The sequence below is a fragment of the Nocardia sp. GCM10030253 genome (assembly GCF_042675075.1).
Classification (GTDB): domain Bacteria; phylum Actinomycetota; class Actinomycetes; order Mycobacteriales; family Mycobacteriaceae; genus Nocardia.
In genome coordinates, this window is the sequence record NZ_JBHTDL010000005.1 from 705050 (window position 1) to 720544 (window position 15495).

Here is a 15495-nt window from a genome sequence, read left to right on the forward strand (position 1 = left end):
GCCGGCACCGAACGTCGATGGTCGGCTCGCCGCATCACCCCTGCGGGCAATTACTCTTCCGGAGCATCCGGGAAAGCCTGCTGGGTGTAACCACCACGAAGCGTTCCCTCCAGATAAGCAGTCTTGCAGGCGCGCCGAGCGATCTTGCCGCTGGAGGTACGCGGGATCGAACCCGCGGGCACCAGCAGCACGTCACGCACGGTCACACCGTGGCGCTGCGACACAGCCGCGCGGACCGCGTCGGCGATGGGCAGCGGGTCGGCCTTGCCCGCGCCGGGACCACGCTCGCCCACGATGACGAGTTGCTCGGAGGCATCGTCGGCGTCGAACTTCAGGCCCGAATGGCTGCCCTGCTCGAACACCTCGGCGGGAAGCTGGTTCGCGGGCACCGAGAACGCGGCGACGAAGCCGGGCCTGAGCGCCTTGCTCGCTTCCTGCGCGGAGAACTCGAGATCCTGCGGGTAATGGTTGCGGCCGTCGACGATCACCAGGTCCTTCACGCGGCCGGTGATGTACAGCTCACCGTCGAGATACACGCCGTAGTCGCCGGTGCGCATCCAGTTGGCCTCGTCGTCGGCGCCGTCGGCGTGGCTGCCGTCGGGCAGGCGGTGGGTGACCTTGTTCTTGAAGGTCGCGGAGGTCTCGTCCGGACGACCCCAGTAGCCGATGCCCATATTGTTGCCGTGCAGCCAGATCTCACCGACCCTGCCGTCGGGCAGCTCGCGGCCCGCGTCGTCGTCGATGGCGTCCGGGTCGACGATCACGGCCCACTGCGAGAGCGCCACAAAGCCACAACTCACCTGGGCGATGGCATTCTCGGTGTCCTGCTCGACCTTGACCATACGACCCGCGTTGAGCTCGTCGCGGTCGACGTAGACGACCTTGGCCTCGTCCTCGGCCTTGGTCGCCGAGACGAACAGCGTCGCCTCGGCCATGCCGTAGCACGGCTTGATCGCGGTCTTGGGCAGTCCGTAAGGCGCGAACGCGTCGTTGAACTTCTTCATCGACGAGGTGGTGACCGGCTCGCTGCCGTTGATGAGGCCGATGACATTCGACAGGTCGAGGGACTCGCCGTTCTTCGGCAGACCACGCGCCGCAGCGTGCTCGAACGCGAAGTTCGGTGCGGCGGCGAAGGTTCCGGCGCCGTCGGAGGCGGCGGCCAATTCCTTGATCCAGCGGTACGGGCGACGCACGAAGGCACTCGGCGACATGATGGTGATGTATTTGCCGCCGACCGCGGGCAGGATCACCGTCAGCAGGCCCATGTCGTGGAACAGCGGCAGCCAGGTGACGCCACGGGAGTTCCAGTCCAGGTTGATGGCATCGACCATCTGCAGCAGGTTGGTGCCGACCGCCCGGTGGGTGATCTCGACACCGGCCGGGGTCCGCGTGGAACCCGAGGTGTACTGCAGGTAGGCGATGTCATCGATCGCGATGTCGGGACGCACCCAGGTCTCGCCGACGCTGTCGGGAATCGCGTCCACGGCGATGATGCGCGGGCGCTGAGCGGCGGGCAGCGAGCGGAAGAACTGGCGTACCCCGGCCGCGGAGGAGCTCGCGGTCAGGATGGCCGAGGGCTCACAGTCGCCGAGCACCGCGTGCAGCCGGTCGGTGTGACCCGGCTCGTCGGGGTCGAACAGCGGCACCGAGATGGTGCCCGCATAGATCGCGGCGAAGAAGGAGATCACGTAATCGAGGCCCTGTGGCGCCAGGATCGCGACCCGGTCACCCGGGTTCGTCACCTGCTGCAGTCGAGCGGCCACCGCGCGCAGCCGGATGCCGAATTCACGCCACGTCAGTTCCTGAGCTTCGCCATCACGTTCACGCGAGTAATCGATGTAGCGGTAGGCCAGGGTGTTCGCGTCGTTCCGAGTGTGCTTCTCGACGTGATCGACCAGGGTGTGATCCTCGGGAATGCGGATGTTCCCGGTTTCATCCAGGTAGTCGTCGAAAGTCTCTTCCATTCCTTCTTCTCCTCCGAGGCACACGCAGCAAGACGGCGACATCGCCGCTGTTACCTGTGAGGCCCCGACTCGCTATCGCCCGCGGGTGCTCTACGTATAAGAGCCAGCCTGCAGTTTTTGTTGCGGTCTGCGCGGTGACCGCTATCGGCTAGATGTTCTCAAACCAGAGTCATGTTACAGAGAACAGCGGCTCACTCATCCCGCAGCAGGGGAATAACCGGCGCGAAAGCGTCCATCTGGGTGGGGAACACACCGACATAGGACATCGATGTGAGCTCCCGCACCCGTCGGATCTGCTCGGCGATCTCCTCGAATGTGCCGATGGCCACATACGGCGATTCGAGAATCTCCTCGACGGAGAGCTTCACGTCGACCTCGAGGTCGGGGTGCAGGCCACGATCGATCGCGGAAAGGGCCATTTCCGCGGTCTTCTCCCGGTCGTCGGTGATGACGATCGCGGTGATAGCCCAGTTCAGCTCGATGTCGGCGAACCGATCGCCCGCTGCTTCGCGGATCAGGTTCACCTTCTCGATGGTCTTGGACATGGTGATGCCCGAGAGCAGACCTTTGCCGTTCTTGGTGGTGACCGGAACGATCGAGATGATGTCGGCGTGCTTGGCGGCCAGGCGCAGCATCTTGGGGCCGCCGCCGCCGGTGCAGATCGGCGGACGCGGACCTTGCCGCGGCCTCGGCGTGCCCTTGATGCCATTGACCTGGTAGTGCTTGCCCTCGAAGGTGCACTCCTGGCCACGCAGCAGCACATCCAGGATGGTCAACGCCTCGTCGAGCTTCTCCAGCCGGACGCCGGGCGACTCGTAGGGCAGGCCCGCGGCGACGAATTCGTCCTGCTTCCAGCCCGCGCCGAGGCCGACCTCGAGGCGCCCCTTCGACAGCACGTCGATGGTGGCCAGATCCTTGGCAAGCACCACCGGATGCCGAAATCCATTGGCCAGCACCGACGTTCCCAGCCGAATCTTCTCGGTGGCCTGCGTCAGCGCACCGAGCGCGGCGATCGGACCGATCTGGTCACCGAGGTGATCCGGCACGACAAAGGTGTCGAAGCCGTACTCCTCGGCTTGCTGCGCCGTCTGGATGAACTTGCGGGCACCGCCCTCTTGCTTGTTTCCTTCGCCCGCGGCCGCGAAGCGGAAGTTACGCAGCGGCGTACCCAACGCGGTCAACTCACCAGCCGGTGCGGCGGCTTCTGTCATGAACTCATGCTCCTGGCTGTAAGGAAATTTCCTGCGCGCCGGCCAGCCCCCGGTCCTGGGGGCAGCAGTGCCGGCGTCGCGATCATCAGCGCACTTTACAGCGTGCTCCTGTGCGACTGACGAGGCTTCGGTATGCAAGGGTGCATCGCCCTATGGTTGGCCCGCGCCGATGTGGTCGTTCACAGCTGAACTTCTCAGGAGTGCGGCGGGTGGGGTGCCCCTTCGATGAGGCCGTTCGCCCAGTTCACCGTCCACTGTGTCGCGGTGTTTCCGTCGCCGTCGACCACGAAGCCGTTGTAGAGGCTGTGCACCGGATTGCCCGCCGCGCGAATCAGCGTCAACGTGCTGCCAACGATGTTCAGGGGGCTCAACGCCTGTCGTGGTGAGTCGCAGATCAGGTCGCCGGGTGCGCAGATCGTGTAGGTGCGGTCGGCCAACGAGCCGAAGCCGCCGGGCCGCGGACCGGTCATCGTGATTCCCGGCACGTTCACACCCTTCAACGCGACCTCCGCACCGACACCCGGTGGCGGGTTCCCGATCTGGATGGGCTGCCCGGGCGTGGTGTCGCCGGTCCGACGCCCGTCGGCGATCAGCGTCACGCCGAGCACCTGGTCGGCGGGGACCGGCCCCTTACCCGAGGCGATCTCGGAGGCGATATCGCCCGCGATGACCGCGCCCTGCGAGAAACCCGCGATCACGTAGGTGGTCAGCGGACATTCCCGATGCCGATTCGCCATCGCGTCGACCATCCGCTGCGCACCCTGGGAACGGCTGTTGTTGTAGGACTGCTGGCCGTCCGGCGGAATCGCGATCGGGTTCGAGAACTGCGCGACGTACGGGACGGTGTACACGTCCAGCCGGCCCTGCGGGAACTGGCTCTGCACGGGCCCGGAGATGTTGAGCATCAACGAGATCGGGTTGGCCGTCGGATTGTGCGGGTCGTCGTTGCTATTGGATTCCCAGGTGCCTGGCACCGAAATCATCTGAACATCCGGGCAACTGGCAGGCTGCGAGGTCGGTCGCTCCGGCGGCTTCGGTCCCGGCCCTGGTGGGCGCAATCTGCCCGCGAGCAGGTACCACAGCAGCAGCACCAGAACGATGACAAGCGCGACGATCGCGAGGAACACCAGACACCCCGCCGGTCGCAACCGGCGGGACGTCCTACCTCGGCGGGTACTCACTGGCAGTACGTCTGCTTAGCGGTATCGATGTAGATCTTTCCGGCCTGCTCGACCGGCATCTTCGCCGGATCGAAGGAAGGGTCGGATCCGGCCATCGCGTTCACGAAGGTTGTCAGGTCCTGCTCCGAGGCGCCTGCGGCGATCCCCTGGCAGACATAGGTGCCGATGCTCAGCGCGATATCCGGGCTGGAAGACGCGACGCCCTGCGACTTCAGCGCCTCGAGGAACTTCTTGTCCTTGTCGGTGAGCTTGGTGGTGTCTCCCGGCGGCGCGGCATCGGTCGGCACCGGCAGCGGGCGCTCGGGCGCCGCCGTCTCGACGGGCGTCTGCGGGGGCGGCTCAGGGGCGGGCGCCTGCTGCCCGGTGTCGCCACCCGCGCTGCTCGTTGTGGCAGGCGGCTGCGCTGCCGTCGTGGTGTGGGTCAGTGTCGGCGTGCTCGATGCCGTCGAATCATTGTCGCCGCAGGCGGCGAGCAATCCGGTGGCGGCGAGCGCCACAGCGACACCGAGTACCTTTCCACGGGTCCGATGCATGAATTCGTGTCCTCGATCTGTTCGCGAATAGGGGCGGGTCGCCCACCAGGCTAGCTGTGTCCAATTTGCGGCGCCCGCGGCACGGCGCGTTCGAAGGCTGTTTGCAGTCGACTGTCACCCCCACTCGCCACGACCCCGTCTTCCGAGCGGAGCGAGACCGAGCACTAGAGTTCGCGGCCCGTCTCGCTTCCGATCGGGCGAAGCGCATGCGACGAAGTCGCGAGTCTCGCCCGCTCGGAAGGGAGACCAAGGGGGCCGCGAACACGCAGCGCCGAAGGCGCTGCCGAAATCACAGCCCGTGTACCTCGGGTTTGCCGTCGCGTACCCGAATGAATCCGGCCTGGAAATTCTGCTGGATGCCGCCGGGAACCGTGAACTCGTCGCTGATCGGATACCCGAGCTTGCCGTTCTCGTAACCGGCGTCCTTCCAGGTATCCATGATTTGACCCGACCGGACCGCCCACACCCCCGACAGCGGGCTCCAATAGATGCTGCCGCCCTCGAACGTGCTGAAGCGGCCCAAGTCCTTCAGCGGCAGTTCCTCGGCCGCCGGGAAACCGAGCCAGCTGTTCTCGTAACCCATTTGGGCGTACTTGCCCATGATCAGCCCCTGCAGCTGGTGTACGCCGGTCTGCCGGCTGTAGTAGTACGCGCCGTTCTCGAAGGCCTGCACCGCGCCGTCCCTGCTCGGCGTCTTGACCTCCGGTGCGGTCGGATAGCCAACGAGACCGCGCTCGAAGCCCCGCTTGCCCCACTCGTCGAGGATCGCTCCGCGCACCACCTGGGCGCCGGTCTGCGGGGTCCAGTAGAGCGAACCGTATTCGAAGGCCTGGAACCGGCCGCGGCCGTCGGGTAGCCCGCGCTCGTCGCCGATCGGCAGTCCGACCGCACCGAGCGCGGCCTGGTAACCACCACCGATCATGCCGCCGACGGGATGTGCGCCGGTCGCCTGCGAATAGAACACCCGGCCGGACCGGAAGTCTTGGGCCACACCACCGTCCACTTGGTATTCGGCGGTGACACAGTCTCCGAGCCAACCGTTGGCGTTTGCCACCGCGGCGATCGCACCGCCGGCCTGGCAGGGCGCGTTGCCCGGGTCGACGCCGAGCGCGGCGGCGGCCTGCGGCCAGGACTGACGCATCTCGAAATCCCAGTACGGCCACGAATGGGTGCCGGAGGGGCGGTAGTTCACCTGGGCCGGGATGGTCAGCTTGCCCAGTTTGGTGACGAAGTTCTGCGAAGTGAGCCGCGACAGGATCTCCAGACCCATGCCCGTGACGTTGGTGCTCATCCAAGGCATGCTCGCCACCTGGTCGAACGGCCCGGTCGCGCCGCTGCCGCTGGACACGTACAGGCTGATCCCCTTCAACTTATCCGCCAGTGCGTACGGGTCGTGGCCCTCCCACTCCGGGCTGGTCGGCGGACCCCACATCGCGGTGGAGTCGAACCCGCCCGCATCGCGCATGGCGAACTGGATGGCCTGCGGCATACCGAGGGTGGTCGTGGTGAGGAAGCCGGAATACGACGCGGCGTACTTGACAAAGTTCGGGTTGCGCGCGGCCAGGAACATCGCGGCCGTGCCGCCCATCGAAAGGCCTTCTATGCCACGGACATCCGTGGCTCGCCACTGGCTCTCCAGCAGTGGCGGAAGTTCCTTGGTGAGAAAGGTCTCCCACTTGTAGTTGTGGCCGTTGTTCGGCTGCAGCCAGTCGGAATAGAAGCTGGACTGGCCGCCGACCGGCAGCACAACGGTGACGTTTTTGTCGGCGTAGAAGTCGGCGGCGCCCGCGTCCTTGGTCCAGCCGCTCTCGTCATCGGTGGCACGCAGACCGTCGAGCATGAACAGCAGCGGGAACCTGGCCTCCGGGCGGGTGTTCCAGTCCCTGGCGAGCAACAGCTGCACTTGGACGGGTGCGGCCATCGACGGTGAATTGATCCACAGGGCGACCCGACGGTCGCTGAACCACACCATCCGCTGCACCGTCGCGTCGGCCAGCGCAGTGACAGCGGGCTCGGGCTGCGCGGTTGCGGGCGCGGTCAGCGGCGATAGTCCGGCGACCAGTGGCAGCGCCACAGCGGTGGCGAGCAGCGCAAGCCGCCCACGAGCCGGGCGAGCGCCGCAGCGCCCGCGTCTGCCCCATCTGCCGCCCGTAATCCCTGCCACAAGTGTTTTCTACCCCTGCACGGGCGGTCTTCCTGGGAGGACGCGCGGGAGCAAACCGTTTGGTCGGGGCAGCGCGCTCCTCCTGAGAACACAAACGGCGCTGCCCACTTCCGATCGGAAGTGGGCAGCGCCGGTCTGTGTAGGACTACTGAATCACCAGCCGCCGGTGGCATCCAGGATGCCGTTGCGGGACTTGAACAGCTCGCTCTCCCAGTACTTCCACGAGTGGGTGCCCTGAGCCGGGAAGTCGAACTGGGCCGGGATCTTCAGCGTGGCAAGACGGGCCTGGAAGGCGCGGGTGTTCACCAGCGACAGCGCCTCGAGTGCCATCGCGTTGCCGGTGTTGAACACACCGACCGCCGAGGCAGGCCGGTCGTGCTGACCCGGGAGGCCGCTGGCCGCCGAGATGTACATCGGCAGGCCCTTGAGCTGCGGCGCGAACACGAACGGATCCATCCGCAGCCACGCAGGGCTCCACGGCGCCGCCATCGAGTCGACGTTGAAGCGGCCCGCGTCCAGCATCGCGACGCGGATCGCCTCACGCATGCCCGGCGCGGAGATGTTCAGGTAGCCGGAGTAGGACGCGGCGTACTTGAACATGTCGCGGTGGTAAGCGGCGAGGGCCAGCGCGGCGCTGCCACCCATCGAGAGGCCCGCGACCGCATTGTTGGTGCGGGAGACGCCGTAGCCCTCGAGGAAGGCCGGGAGCTCCTTGGTCAGGAAGGTCTCCCACTTGTAGGTGGTCTTCTGGCCGTTGGTGTTACTCGGCGCGTACCAGTCGGTGTAGAAGCTCGACTGGCCGCCGACCGGCATGATCAAGGAGATGTTGTCGTTGCCGAACTGCTGCAGCGCATTCGTCTCGAACGACCACGCATTGCGGTCGTCGCGAGCACGCAGGCCGTCGAGCAGGTACAGCGCCGCGTTGCCGCCGCGCGCCGCCCACTGGACCTGGACCTTGATCGGACCCATGACCGAGGGGACCATCAGGTCCTCGAAACCACCCGCGGGGGCGCGCAGCACGGGGCTGTGCGCCGGTGCGGCCGTGGCAACGGTCGGGACCGCCACTCCGGCGGCGATCGGTAGCGCTAGTGCTGCGGCACCGACAGCCAGAATTCGATTACGCCAACCGCGAGGGGTGACTCGCCGTCCCGTGCTTCTCTTCGGGCCGGCCGCCCTGCCGAAACGCATGAATCCTGCTCTCTTTCTGCTGTGGTGGTGCCGCCCGTAGCCCGTAAAGGCCGGGCAACACCCGTGCTTCGAACGAGACGCACGTCACACTCGAGCCGGATCCCGACATTCCGACACAAAAAGACGGCGCTACAACGATCTGGTCACACTTGCGCTCGCTGGACGATATTCGACGCTCGAAGCCTTAGCAAGGCCGAGGCAACCGAGTGACCGAAATCCGCCCATACACAACCTGTGATCGTGCGGTGACCCTATCGCGTTCGGTCGGAGATGTCGTCCCCGAGTCGGAATTCACCCCAGATTGGCACTCAGATCGGGCAGCATCTTGAACACTTGGTCCTGCCAGTAGTGCCAATTGTGTACGCCGACCGGCGTGTAGTCGAAGTACACATTGGTGGGGCCGAGCGAGTCCAAACGCATCTGGAAGGCGCGGGTATTGGCGAGCGCGATCGTCTCCAGCGCCATCGCATTGCTGAGGTGATAGGCGTCGATCGGACTGTTGATCACGTCACGCGGGCCGCTCTGGCCGGTGCCCGCGGCAATCCAGAGCCGTGTTCCATTCGCGCGTAACAACGGCGCGAACATGAACGGGTCATTGCGCAACCAGCGCGGATCCCACGGCGGGCCCCACATGGCGTCGATGTTGTATCCGCCCGCGTCGAGCAGCGCCAGCCGCAGGCCCTCCTTCATGCCGGGCGCGGAGATATTCAGGTAGCCCGAATACGAACCGGCATACCGAAATTGATCCGGGTGATAGGCGGCGAGCGCGAGCGCGGCGCTACCGCCCATCGACAACCCGAACACGCCGTTACCGTTCGGGTTGAAGCCGAGCCGATCGCGCATCGCCCAGCGCAGATTCTCGGTCAGGAACGATTCCCAGGCATAAGTGCGCTGCTGGCCGTTGGTGTTGCTCGGCGCGATCCAGTCCGAGTAGAAGCTGGACTGACCGCCGACCGGCATCACCACATTGATGTTCCACTGCGGCAGCACCTGGGAGATCTCGGTGTCGATCTCCCAGCCGCTGAGGTCGTTGCGGGCGCGCAGGCCGTCGAGCGCATAGACGACGCGGTCGGTGTTGCCATCGGCGGCGCGGAAAATCCTGGTCTTGATCGGGCCCATGCTGGAGTCGACCCAGAAGTCGAATCCGGCCGGGTTGAAGCTCGCCGCGGCCGGTGCGGCGAGGTCGGTGGCCGTGATCCCGAACGGCAAGGCCAGCGCGAAGGCAACGCCTGCGACGGACCGACGTAACCACCTACGGCGACCACCGTGCCTATCGGCTTCGAGCATGCGCCCGCGCTTTTCGGCAACATCGCCGCACACCTCGTCTGATCGCATCGATTCGACCTTTCGCCCGTGCGATCACCGTTGACCGCAACTGTCGTGCATGAGGATCGACATTTGGCACCGATGGCTCCCCATAGGCTGAATGCCTCGGCGCTACCGCTCTTCTATAGGCAGTTATTCGAAGCAAACCCCGCTGAAAACGCGCTGCGAGACCGGATCGTGATGAAACCAGAGATTTGCCGACACCAACCGGCGATCGCGGCAGGGCGACGCGTCGCATCACCGAAATTCTTCCTACAGCAACCAATCAGACAACACCGCGAAGAAGCATAATTCAGGCAAATGCAAACGGACCGCCCCGCACCGAAGAGGTGCGGGGCGGTCCGTTGTGGTGAACGTCAGCCGATGTTGGCGGACAGGTCAGGAGCCATCCGATATACCTCGTCCTGCCAGTTGTTCCAGGCGTGGATCCCGAACTCCGGGAAGGAATAGACGACGTTGGACGCGCCGAGCGATGCCATCCGCACTTGGAAGGCCCGGGTGTTGATCAACGCCAAACTCTCCAGTCCCATGCCGGTGAGGGTGTTGAAGCTCGGCGGATCGGTCGCGCCCGGCCTGCCACTGCCCGCGGCGACCCACAGACGGGTCCCGTTCCCGATCAGTCGCGGCGCGAACACGAACGGATCCATCCGCAGCCACTGCGGGCCCCACGGCGGCGCCATCGAGTCCACGTTGTAGCCGCCCGCGTCGATCATGCCGGCCCGGATGGCTTCACGCATGCCCGGCGCGGAGTTGTTCAGGTAGCCCGAGAACGAGCCGGCGAAGCTGAACTGATCCGGGTGATAGGCGGCCAGCGTCAGTGCCGCGCTGCCACCGGTCGACAGGCCGAAAACGCCGTTGCGGTTCGGATTGAAGCCGAGTCGGTCGCGCAGCGCCCGGCGCAGGTTGTCGGTCAGGAAGGTCTCCCACTGGTACCGGTAGCTCTTACCCGGGCCACCGCCGAGCACATTCATGGCGCCCGATCCGGAGGACGGTCCGGCACCCGCGGAAACACCGAAGAACTCGCTCGGCGCATTCCAGTCGGCGTAGAAGCTCGACTGACCGCCGACCGGCATGACCACGTTGATGTTCATGCCCGCCAGCGTCTCGGCGACGTTGGTTTCGATCTCCCAGCCGTTCAGGTCCTCGCGGGCACGCATGCCGTCGAGCGCATAGACGACGCGATTGGTGTTGCCGTTCGCGGCGCGCAGGATCCGCGTCTTGATCGGACCCATACCGGAATCGACCCAGAAGTCGAACGCGGCGGGGTTGAATGCCGCCGATGCGGTCGCGCCGCCGCCCGTGATAGTGGTCCCCAGCGGTAACAGCAGGGCGAGCGCTGCTCCGAGAGCCCAGGTGCGCACCCGAGAACCGGGGGTTGCTGAGCTACCGGGCCTACGTTTCCAGCGCGGATTTCGCATTCGACTAGACCTTTCGTTCGGACGACCGGTCAGCAAATGGCAAGCAATCTCGACCAGCCCCTCCATTGGACATACAGGCGGAGAATCCGCCGAAATCGGACGTTTCCACCTGCTTGCATGTTCTACGTGTATCAATCGCCAACGAATGCTTCTATGTTGCTGGAAAGTGATCCGAGCCACAAGAACTACAGGTTCGTCGCAGCACATTCGTTGTCAACCGGGGTTGAGGACGGGCCGGAAAAACAAGAAGACCGCCCGGTGCGCAGGGCACCGAGCGGTCTACGTTGTGCGATATCAGCCGATGTTCGCGGAGAGGTCCGGGATCATGCGGTAGACCTCGGACTCCCAGTTGTGCCAGTTGTGGATACCGACGGACGGGAAACTGTAGGTCACGTTGTTCGCACCGAGCGTCATCATCCTGACCTGGAAGGCCCGAGTGTTGACCAATGCGAGCGCCTCGAGCGGTGTGCCCTGCAGGATGTCCAGCGGCGCTCTCGCGTCGGAGGGACCAGGCAGCGCGCTACCGGCGGCGACCCAGAGCCTGGTGCCGTTCGCGATCAATCGAGGTGCGAAGACGAACGGGTCCATCCGGAGCCACTGCGGGCCCCACGGCGGCGCCATCGCGTCGATGTTGTAGCCACCCGCGCTGATCATGGCCACTCGCAGCGCCTCGCGCATACCCGGCGCGGAGATGTTCAGGTAGCCCGAATACGAACCGGCGTAACGGAACTGGTCCGGGTGGTACGCGGCAAGCGTCAGCGCGGCACTGCCGCCCATGGACAGACCGAACACGCCGTTGCCGTTCGGGTTGAAGCCGAGTCGATCCCGCAGCGCCCAACGCAGGTTGCTGGTGAGGAAGGTTTCCCACTTGTAGGTGTTGTTCTTACCCAGCGTCTCGTTCCAGCCCGAGGAACCCGTCATCGCGGACCCGGACGAGGAGCCGTTGGCCGATCCCGACGAACCGGTGTTGATGCCGAGGAAGTTGCCGGGCGCGTTCCAGTCCGCGTAGAAGCTCGACGGTCCGCCCACCGGCATGACGACGTTGATATTCCACTTGGTGAGCTCGCGGGCGACCTCGGTCTCTGCCTCCCAGCCGCTGATGTCACCACGGGCCCGCATGCCGTCCAGCGCGTACACCACGCGTCCGGTGTTGCCGTCCGCGGCGCGGAAGATCCGCGACTTGATCGGGCCCATCGAGGAGTCGACCCAGAAGTCGAACGCATCGGGATTGAACGCTGCCGACGCGGTGGCGCCAGGTCCTGCCACCGACGCCCCGAGCGGTAGCAAAACAGCCAGCGACATCAGCACCGACCGCTTGAGCCAGGAACCGACTCTGTGGGATCTCAGACGTCCACTCTGGGTCTTACGCCCGATAACGCCTCGCATCTGTTTGGACCCTTCCTTCTTACGACCGAATTTCGGCCGCTCTGACGGTGACCGCCGGTTTTCGCCCATCACGAAGGGAACGCCACCGGCGGGCGTACCGTCGCAGCCTAGCGCGTCATCGATGCATGGGCGTTATCAAAAAGTGATAAAGCGGCGTACGCCACTCTGTTTGCCTCATCCGATGAAACCACTGAGCCCACGGTGATCCGTGGGCCCAGTGTGACTACGAGAATATGATCACCGCGGCGGCTGCGGGAAAGGATCGACCAGATTGCAGCGCTGGATCTCGTACCTCGGCACGCGATCAATGCGGTACTTGGCGAACTTCACGGCGTGCAGCAGGTTGTGCTTGAAGCGGTCCAAGGTGAGCGGATCGCGGTAGGAGATCATCAAGGCCTCGGTGTCCGGGCAGGTCATCGCGGTGCGCGCCTGGGTGACCCACTTCTCGTCCAGGTACCACGGCATCCACGGCTTCTTGTCGACCATGCCGGTTTCCACGATGACCCAGTCCGGATACAGAGCCTTGTCGTGCCCGATACGGCCGTCGGTCAACCGGTCGGTGTGCGCGGCCAGCGGATAGGCCAGGCCCATCTGGTCGATCACGCGCACATTCAGCGGAACGTTCATGCTCGTCATTCCCAGGTTCAGGAAGTAGACGGTATGCCCGGCGCCGCCGTCGGGGATCGGCTGTGGCGGCGGTGCGATGTACCAGAACATGAACGACGGCGAATTCAACAGCAGGCCGCCGTTGGGATTGGCGGCGATGTCGTTGACCATCGGCCGGATGCGCGGATAGTCCAAGTAGTCCTCGGCCAGGATCGGATGGTCGTGGCCGGTGTTGAGCACGTAGTAGACGCGCTCATCGACAATGCCCGACGAACTGATCTTGGTCCCGGTCTTGATGGCGGTGGTGTTGGCGGCGAACAGCGCCCAACCCGCGGTGCCGACCAACGCGAACAGGATCACCGCGAAGGACCAGTCCGTGGCCGACATCGACCGCAGACCACCTTCTGGCAGCCGGATCGGCACGACGGCGACCGGCAGCAGCAGGCAGAACAGCTGCGGCAGCAGCATCCGGCCGTGCATGAAGTCGCCACCGACGCGCAGCGCGTACACAGTCAGAACGAAACCGCTACCAAGCATGAGCGCGACCACCGCGCTCGGCGAGCGCAGCCATTCGCGCACCCGGTGCACCGTCCAGCCGCGCTGTTGTTCGGGGGCCGTGTGCGGGCCGATCTCGCGCACTGCGACAGGGGTCGCGCCGCGCGCCGCGACGACGCCCGCGGCGAGCAGCACCAGCAGCGGCACCCACAGGTAATAGGGACCGACCAGGTCCCACAGGTATTTGAAGCCCTGCCCCCACTTCGCGCCGCCCGCGTCCTTGGCGACGGCGGTGTTCGGGTAGGGCAGGCCGTAGTAGCCCATCCGCCAGATCTGGTAGCCCATCGGGACAATACCGGCGGCCGCAACGATCAACGCGCGCAGCACAATCGGGCGCAGCCGGGTCTGCGGCATCGGCGCGCAGAAGATCATCGCCAACGCCAGTCCGCCGACCAGCGTCATCTCGGGACGAATCAGCGGCGCGAGTCCGGCGAGGAACACCAGCCCGAAGAGACCGGGCAGCCGCACCCGCTCGGCCTGGCTCCACCGGATCATCAGCCACCACAGCAGACCGAGCCAGCAGATGACCAGACCGCTCTCCAGTCCGGAGGAGGCGTAGTCGCGGGCCGGCGGAATCGCGATGTAGACCAGCACGCCCGCGGGCAGCAGCAGCGCGGACTCGGTGCCGCCCCACAGTCGCGCCGTACCGAGCATGGCGAACACGATCGCGGCCATCGACACCGTCAGCGCGACACCGAGGACTACATATTCGAGCCTGGCCTGGGTGAGCCAGCTGAAGAACCAGACCAGATAGGTCCATGCCGTGCTGGTGTTGGTTTCGACGCGCTCGCCCGCGTTGAAGACCGGTCCGTTGCCTGCCAGCAGGTTTCGCACCGTACGCAACACGATCAAGCCGTCGTCGGCGATCCAGCGCCGTTGCCATGCGCCGGTCGCGAACAGGACAACAGTGAGCGCCATCCCACCGACGAAGATGGCTCGGGATAGCTTCGCGTACCGCAACGCCGAGCGAGCCGGCCCTTCGGCCGGCTCCTCGGTCACGTATTCCGCTCGCTCCACACCCTCTACCAATATCTCATCAGGTGAGATAGACAGCGACACCTACCGCTCCGATCCAGGCGATTGCGAGGAACTGGAGGATGCGGTCCCCCAGCGCGATCTCTTCGGGTTCACCGGCCTCGCCGCCATCGACGTCGACCGCATAACGCAGGATTGCGATGGTAAACGGAATCATCGAGATTGCGAACCAATTGGTGTCCTTCAGGTTGTCCTGTTGGAACGCCCAGAGCCCGTAGAACACCACCACCGCGGTCGCGGCGAGCGTCCAGATGAAGCGCAGGTAGGTCGGCGTGTAGTACTCGAGCGACTTGCGGATCTTGGCGCCGGTCCCCAACGCGATCTGCAGTTCGGCGTAGCGCTTGCCCGCCGCCATGAACAGCGAACCGAACGCCATGATCAGCAGGAACCATTGCGAGAGATCAATCTCCGCGGCCGCGCCACCGGCGACGGCGCGCAGCAGGAAGCCCGAGGACACGATGCAGATGTCCAGCACGGCCTGATGCTTGAGACCGAGGCAATAGGCCAGCTGGATGCCGATGTACACCGCCATCACGACGGCGAGGTGCCACGACGCCAGGAACGATCCGGCGATCGACGCGATGAGCAGCACCGCAGCCAACATGTAGGCCAGGTTCACCGGGACGACGCCCGCGGCGATCGGCCGGAACTGTTTGGTCGGGTGCGCCCGGTCGGCTTCCACGTCGAGCGCGTCGTTGACGAGGTAGATGCCGGAGGCCGCCATGCAGAACACCACGAAGGCGATCCCGACAGGGGCGAGCACGTCCACCTCGGTGGCCGAACCCGCTGCCAGTGGCGCGGCGAGCACCAGGACGTTCTTGACCCACTGTCGCGGCCGAACGGCCTTGATCAACCCGCCGGCCAGCGTCTTGGGCGGGCCCTTGACAACAGCCTCGGCTAGGTCGGCGCTGGTCGGCTCTTCACTCAT

General features: G+C 65.4%; 11 protein-coding genes. All 11 read right to left on the bottom strand.

The window, feature by feature from the left end; genetic code table 11:
* Nucleotides 1–50 precede the first annotated feature (50 nt).
* The 11 genes from fadD32 to ACFQZZ_RS11660 all read right to left on the bottom strand — a co-directional run bounded on the left by fadD32 (nt 51) and on the right by ACFQZZ_RS11660 (nt 15495).
* On the bottom strand, nt 51–1964 hold the full coding sequence (gene fadD32 / locus ACFQZZ_RS11610; RefSeq protein WP_378677939.1) for a long-chain-fatty-acid--AMP ligase FadD32: 1914 nt from the start codon (nt 1962–1964) through the stop codon (nt 51–53).
* Between the two features lie 191 nt (nt 1965–2155).
* Nucleotides 2156–3175: an LLM class F420-dependent oxidoreductase gene (locus ACFQZZ_RS11615; RefSeq protein ID WP_378677941.1), complete on the bottom strand. Its 1020-nt coding sequence runs from the start codon at nt 3173–3175 to the stop codon at nt 2156–2158.
* Between the two features lie 194 nt (nt 3176–3369).
* Nucleotides 3370–4362 (bottom strand): cutinase family protein, encoded by a 993-nt coding sequence (locus ACFQZZ_RS11620; protein WP_378678430.1) that lies wholly within the window; start codon nt 4360–4362, stop codon nt 3370–3372.
* The gene (locus tag ACFQZZ_RS11625; protein WP_378677944.1) at nt 4353–4889 is read right to left on the bottom strand and encodes a DUF732 domain-containing protein; all 537 of its coding nucleotides are present in this window, start codon (nt 4887–4889) and stop codon (nt 4353–4355) included. Before ACFQZZ_RS11625 ends, ACFQZZ_RS11620 begins: the two co-directional genes overlap by 10 nt.
* A 289-nt stretch (nt 4890–5178) precedes the next feature.
* Complete coding sequence (locus tag ACFQZZ_RS11630) at nt 5179–7053, bottom strand: alpha/beta hydrolase-fold protein (protein WP_378677947.1); 1875 nt, start codon at nt 7051–7053, stop codon at nt 5179–5181.
* Nucleotides 7054–7206: 153 nt separating this feature from the next.
* Complete coding sequence (locus tag ACFQZZ_RS11635; RefSeq protein ID WP_378677949.1) at nt 7207–8241, bottom strand: alpha/beta hydrolase; 1035 nt, start codon at nt 8239–8241, stop codon at nt 7207–7209.
* Between the two features lie 291 nt (nt 8242–8532).
* Nucleotides 8533–9528 carry an alpha/beta hydrolase gene (locus tag ACFQZZ_RS11640; protein ID WP_378678433.1) on the bottom strand — a complete coding sequence of 332 codons (996 nt, stop codon included), beginning with the start codon at nt 9526–9528 and terminating at the stop codon, nt 8533–8535.
* Between the two features lie 395 nt (nt 9529–9923).
* Nucleotides 9924–10985, bottom strand: a complete 1062-nt coding sequence (locus tag ACFQZZ_RS11645; RefSeq protein ID WP_378677952.1) for an alpha/beta hydrolase — start codon at nt 10983–10985, stop codon at nt 9924–9926.
* A 294-nt stretch (nt 10986–11279) separates the two neighbouring features.
* The gene (locus ACFQZZ_RS11650) at nt 11280–12287 is read right to left on the bottom strand and encodes an alpha/beta hydrolase (RefSeq protein ID WP_378677955.1); all 1008 of its coding nucleotides are present in this window, start codon (nt 12285–12287) and stop codon (nt 11280–11282) included.
* Between the two features lie 321 nt (nt 12288–12608).
* On the bottom strand, nt 12609–14561 hold the full coding sequence (zomB, locus tag ACFQZZ_RS11655) for a flagellar motor control protein ZomB (protein WP_378678436.1): 1953 nt from the start codon (nt 14559–14561) through the stop codon (nt 12609–12611).
* Nucleotides 14562–14568: 7 nt separating this feature from the next.
* A complete protein-coding gene (locus ACFQZZ_RS11660) occupies nt 14569–15495 on the bottom strand; it encodes a decaprenyl-phosphate phosphoribosyltransferase (protein WP_378677958.1) in 927 nt (308 codons plus the stop codon).